A 5781-nucleotide genomic window follows, 5' to 3' on the forward strand; every position below is an offset into this window, starting at 1 on the left:
ATGACAGATTAATTGACGCCTTGAAGGAAATGCGTGATTTGGGAAATACTTTGATAGTTGTTGAACATGATGAAGATACAATGCGTGCCAGTGACTATATTGTGGATATTGGCCCAGGTGCAGGTGTTCACGGAGGAAATGTCGTTGCAGCAGGAACGCCGGAAGAAGTTATGAAGAATGAAAATTCGATCACAGGAGCTTATTTAAGTGGTCGAAAGAGAATCGAAGTACCTAAGACACGTCGTAAAGGAAATAAAAAGACAATAAAAGTTGTAAAGGCAACACAAAACAATCTTAAAAATGTGAATGCAACATTTAAGCTTGGCGCATTTAATGTTGTAACAGGAGTTTCTGGATCTGGGAAATCGTCTTTGGTTACTGAAGTATTAACACATGGAATCCAGCACTCGTTAGGAAGATTACGTATTAAACCAGGAGCCTGCAAAGAAATTAAAGGGTTGGAAAACATAGATAAGATCGTTGAAATTGGTCAGGATCCAATTGGTAGGACACCTCGTTCCAATCCAGCAACATATACAGGTGTCTTTGATGATATCCGTGATTTATTTGCCCAGACCAAAGAAGCAAAGTTATTAGGATATGATAAAGGACGTTTCTCCTTTAATGTAAAAGGCGGACGATGTGAAGCCTGTCAGGGAGATGGTATTTTAAGAATATCCATGCATTTCTTGCCAGATGTTTATGTTCCTTGTGATCAATGTCAGGGAAAACGATACAATGAGCAGACGTTGCAAGTGGAATATAAAGGAAAAAATATTGCGGATGTCTTAGATATGACCGTAGAAGAGGCATTGGAATTTTTCTCGAATGTATCTAAGATCAAGCATAAACTGCAAACACTAAATGATGTGGGGCTATCGTATATAAAATTAGGACAGAGTGCGACAACACTTTCGGGTGGAGAAGCACAACGTGTCAAATTAGCCAGCGAGCTGCAGAAAAAGGCGACTGGAAAAACGGTCTTTGTCCTTGATGAGCCAACGACAGGACTGCATTCAGATGATGTTAAGAAACTGATTGAAGTGCTTCAAAGACTAGTTGATCATGGAGATACTGTGATTGTCATAGAACATAATCTTGATGTTATCAAGTGTGCCGATTATATTATTGATATGGGACCTGAAGGAGGAAATGATGGTGGAACGATTGTTTGCCAAGGTACTCCAGAACAGGTGGCAGCATGCGAAGAAAGTTATACAGGACAGTATTTAAAGCCATTATTGGAAAGGAAGTGAGTCAATGAATAAAGTATGTGTAAAACACTTAGCACAAAAGTTCATGTGGGAGATTGTATGTGGAGATGCAGAATCATTAGATCGCCCTATTACATTACCGGATACCAATCGTCCTGGACTTGAACTTGCTGGATATTTTCCGGACTCACAAACTAAACGCCTTGTTATTTTAGGTGAAAAAGAAATGGGATATATTGATGAAGTAATGGATGAAATATCCCAAAGACGTTCTTTCGAGTTTTTAACAAGTGAAAACACGCCATGTATCATTGTTGCACATGGATATGATTGTCCGAAAGTACTAAAGGAAATTGCACAAAGAAAGAATTTCCCAATCTTTAAATCACCTCAAAAGACAACAGCTGTTGTTGTTTCGGTGACAAACTATTTAGATGAATGTCTTGCGGAATCTGTAATCTTACATGGAGAACTTGTACGAGTGCATGGTGTTGGTGTTTTGATTACAGGTAAATCGGGGATGGGTAAAAGCGAAATTGCTTTAGAATTGATCAAACGTGGCCATCAGCTGGTTGCGGATGATCGTGTCGATTGTTATGCGATGCATAATATGTTGATTGGTAAAACAGCGCCTCTTTTAGAAGGTTTTATGGAACTAAGAGGGGTTGGGATCATTAATGTGGGTCGTATGTTTGGAGTAGGTTCTTATGCTAGAAGAACAGAAATTGAACTGCAGATTGATTTAGAACCTTATGACAGTAATCATGATTATGACCGTGTCGGAATTGAAGAAAAAGAGTATGCAGAAATATTAGGCGTTAAGATCATGCGTATTCGTATTCCTGTCAGCTCTGGACGTCCAATGTCTACGATCATTGAATCCGCTGTTACAAACTTCTTGTTGTTGAAAGAAGGTTTGGATTCCGCAAAGGAATTTGAAGAAAGAGTATTAACACAGATTGCAATGAATAAAGAGGAGACAGAGTAATATGCATTTTTTTGAAAATTCTAAGATCTTTGTCTCTTTTGGTACTTTAAAGATTACCTGGTATGCTGTCTTGATTTTGACGGGGGCTTTCATTGGCTACATGATTGCTCAAAAAACAGTCAAGAAATGGGGTTATGCCAAAGAAATGTTAGAAGATTACATTATTCCAACATTTATCATTGCGATTTTAGGGGCAAGAGTTTATTATGTGATCTTTGAATGGGGATATTATTCAACGCATTTGAATGAGATCATTGCGATATGGAATGGTGGTTTGGCTATTCATGGAGGATTGATTGCCGGTCTTCTTTACAGCATCTATTTCTTTAAAAAACGAAATGTCAGCTGCTTAAGAATGGCGGATGCGATCATGCCAAGTGTAATGGTTGGCCAGGTATTTGGCCGATGGGGAAATTTTATGAACCAGGAAGCTTTCGGTCGTATCGTTCCAGAGAGCTTTTTTGATCATTTTCCATCTTTTATCAAAAATCAGATGTATATCAATGGGGCTTACCATGAACCTACATTTCTTTATGAAAGTATAGGAAACTTGATTGGATTCTTATTCATCTATTTCGTATTTCGTAAAAAGTTTTATAAACGTCACGGTGATTGTGCATTTATGTATTTAGTTTGGTATGGCGTGGTGCGTTTCTTTATTGAAGGATTACGTACCGATTCATTAATGTTTGGCCCAATTCGTGTGGCACAGCTTGTTTCTTTGATCATGATCGTTATTGGAATCTTAGGCTTATCAGGTATATTCCATAAAGTTTTCCATTTATATCAAAAACCGGTCGTACTTTTTGATTTAGATGGAACATTGATTGATTCTAGAGAATTGGTTTTTGAAACATTCATACAAGTATTCAAAGAAGAAAAACCAGAATATGTTTTATCAAAAGAAGAGCTTTATTCTTTCTTTGGGCCTACGTTAGAAACAACATTTTCAAAATACTTTGAAGAAAAAGATGTCGACAGAATTATTGAAAGGTATCAAACAATTAATAGACAACTGCATGATAAACTTTTAAAACCAATAGATCATGCCAAAGAAACGGTAAAGTGGCTGCATGATCAAGGATATAAAATTGCGGTCGTATCCAATAAAAGACATGCCATGGTTGAAAAGGGGCTGAAAACTTCAGCGTTATATCCTTATTTTGAAGTGATCATGGGCAAAGAAGATTTACCAAAGCCAAAGCCAAGTGCATCTGGCTTGATTGAAGCGACAGTTTTGTTGCATACTGGACATGACAATACGATTTATGTAGGTGATAATGCAGCAGATGTCATGGCGGCAAAAGATATGGCGGCGTATTCAATTGGTTTCAGCAACGATGCTAAACAAATTGAAAAGCTTGAAGAAGCCAAGCCATGTCGTATCATCAAAGATCTAAGTGAGTTAAAAGAAATAGTCAAGGAGGAACAATCATGGAGCGACAAGTCGATTTGGTAGTAATTGGAGCTGGACCAGCAGGTTTGACTGCAGCATTATATGCATCAAGAGCAGGTTTAAAGACAATGATCCTGGAAAGTGGAGCACCTGGAGGGAAACTGGTAAAAACACATCAGATTTCGAATTATCCTGGTGTTAAAACACTAGCCGGAACAGATCTTGCGATGTCAATGCTGGAACAAGCAACAAGTTTTGGAGCCATGTATGAATATGGAGATGTCGAAAAAGTTGATGCCGATAAGAAAGTGTATTTGAGCGATGGCACGGTTGTAGAAGCGAAAGCTGTTATTGTAGCTACTGGAACGAAAGAACGCTTATTAAATATTCCAGGGGAAAAGGAGAACATCGGCCGTGGTGTTTCATTCTGTGCTGTATGTGATGGAGCTTTCTTTAAAGATAAAGATGTTGTTGTGATTGGTGGCGGAAATTCAGCTTTGGAAGAATCCCTATATCTAACCACATTTGCTAAGAGCGTAACGATAGTCATTCGTCGTGATGTGTTTAGAGCTGAAAAACAGATTCAGGAACAAATTGAGGCAAACGAAAAAATTCATATCATCAAGAAACATATTCCTAAAGAAATTCTAAGCGAAAATGGAAAGGTTTCTGGTATTTTGTTGGAAAACGTAGATACAAAAGAAACTATGACACTAAACTGTCAGGGTATCTTCCCATATGTAGGGCAGGATCCTATGAGCCAGTGTCTAGAAGGTTTAGATGTATTGGATGAAAGAGGATATGTTTTAGTGGATAAAAACATGGAAACTAAAGTTAAAGGAATTTATGCTGCTGGTGATGTGCTTCAAAAAGATCTTCGCCAGGTTGTTACCGCAACCAATGATGGAGCTATCGCAGCTCAACATATATTCCATGAAATAACAGGTATGTAAAAGAATCAGAGTAATTTCTGATTCTTTTTAACTATATTCATATTTTATTTTCTGATAAACTTTAACCAAGTAAGAAAAGAGGTTGTATATGATTCGTTTATTTGCCAGTGATCTTGATGGAACATTATTGAATGAGCATCATGAATGTGATGAAAAGATAGAAAAAGGTATTCAAAAAATTATCGATGCAGGAAAGATATTTACTGTTGCAACAGGGCGAGGAGTAAAAATGGTCAACTTAAAAAAAGCAGGAGATATCAGTTATTATATTTGTTTAAATGGGGCAGCTGTACTCGATCCAAAAAAACAGTTGTTGCATTGTGAACCAATTGATAAAGAAGTTTTATCCAAAATCATGGATGTATTTGAAGATTTGAATCTAGAATATGTTTCTTGGAACAAAGTGTACTCTAGAATTGATAAAGAGTCTGTGTTGCGATATCGTAAAAATGTATGGAAAGAAGCAGCAAATGATTCTTGGTTAGATAGGTTTTTGAATAATATCATTGTTAATTTTGAATGTTTACAAAGTAAAGAAGAAATTCTTCAAAAAGATATATGTAAGATTAATTATCATTTTTCGGATGATACAGATACATCAAGATTGGATGATTTTTTAAAACAATATGATGATAAACTGGTCAATGCACCGAGTGGTGATGGCATTTATGAAATTACAAAAAATGGAGTAAATAAAGCCAGTGCTGTTAGCTGGTTGGCAGATTTTTTAAACATTTCAAAAGAAGAAGTGGCAGTATATGGAGATGGGGGAAATGATATTATGATGCTTTCCTCCTTCAAACACTCGTATACACCAAGTACAGGCAGCATAGAGGCGAAAGAAGCGGCATCACAAATTATAGGACCTTACGAAGACTATAGTGTGATTGAGCATATATTAAATACAATTGAAGAAGATAAAAAAAGATAGAATAATCTATCTTTTTGCAGATTGAGCCATCTTGAAATATGTATGTCGAATTCCTCGGATCGCAACAGACATTGCCATGATATTTTCTGGGAATGCTATGCCTCCCCATCCTGCATCACCGATATGTTGGATATCGATTCCAGAACGTTTACTGGAAAGGGCAAGTTCACGAATCGTATCGGTATCTGAAGTTTCCTGGCTGGTTCCTATTGCGCTAAGGGATAAGCATCCTGCTTCTTTTATGATCTTGCAGGCTTCTGTGATCGTGCTTTCTTGAAGACCAGGAACCGTACCGGCTG

The 5781-nt window shown here is 37.2% G+C and carries 6 protein-coding genes; 5 read left to right on the forward strand and 1 reads right to left on the reverse strand.

Annotation, left to right across the window (positions count from 1 at the left end):
* The 5 genes from HMPREF0367_RS01080 to HMPREF0367_RS09945 form a co-directional block, all read left to right on the forward strand.
* Positions 1–1256: ATP-binding cassette domain-containing protein (locus HMPREF0367_RS01080; protein WP_035400302.1), on the forward strand; the 1256-nt coding region annotated here is incomplete at its 5' end.
* Between the two features lie 4 nt (positions 1257–1260).
* Positions 1261–2202, forward strand: coding sequence for an HPr(Ser) kinase/phosphatase (gene hprK, locus HMPREF0367_RS01085; RefSeq protein ID WP_015535679.1), 942 nt, complete (start codon positions 1261–1263; stop codon positions 2200–2202).
* Between the two features lies 1 nt (position 2203).
* Positions 2204–3661 carry a prolipoprotein diacylglyceryl transferase gene (lgt, locus tag HMPREF0367_RS01090; protein WP_035400305.1) on the forward strand — a complete coding sequence of 486 codons (1458 nt, stop codon included), beginning with the start codon at positions 2204–2206 and terminating at the stop codon, positions 3659–3661.
* Positions 3637–4551 (forward strand): thioredoxin-disulfide reductase, encoded by a 915-nt coding sequence (gene trxB / locus HMPREF0367_RS01095; RefSeq protein ID WP_022355316.1) that lies wholly within the window; start codon positions 3637–3639, stop codon positions 4549–4551. Before lgt ends, trxB begins: the two co-directional genes overlap by 25 nt.
* Positions 4552–4639: 88 nt before the next feature.
* Entirely contained in the window at positions 4640–5482 is an 843-nt protein-coding gene (locus HMPREF0367_RS09945; RefSeq protein ID WP_051335112.1) for a Cof-type HAD-IIB family hydrolase, read from the forward strand.
* Positions 5483–5488: 6 nt separating this feature from the next.
* Here the strand turns inward: HMPREF0367_RS09945 and HMPREF0367_RS10505 are convergent.
* A partial coding sequence (locus HMPREF0367_RS10505) for a DUF7916 family protein (protein ID WP_035400307.1) occupies positions 5489–5781 on the reverse strand: 293 nt, incomplete at its 5' end.

The sequence above is a fragment of the Faecalitalea cylindroides ATCC 27803 genome, assembly GCF_000469305.1.
GTDB classification, from domain to species: domain Bacteria; phylum Bacillota_I; class Bacilli_A; order Erysipelotrichales; family Erysipelotrichaceae; genus Faecalitalea; species Faecalitalea cylindroides.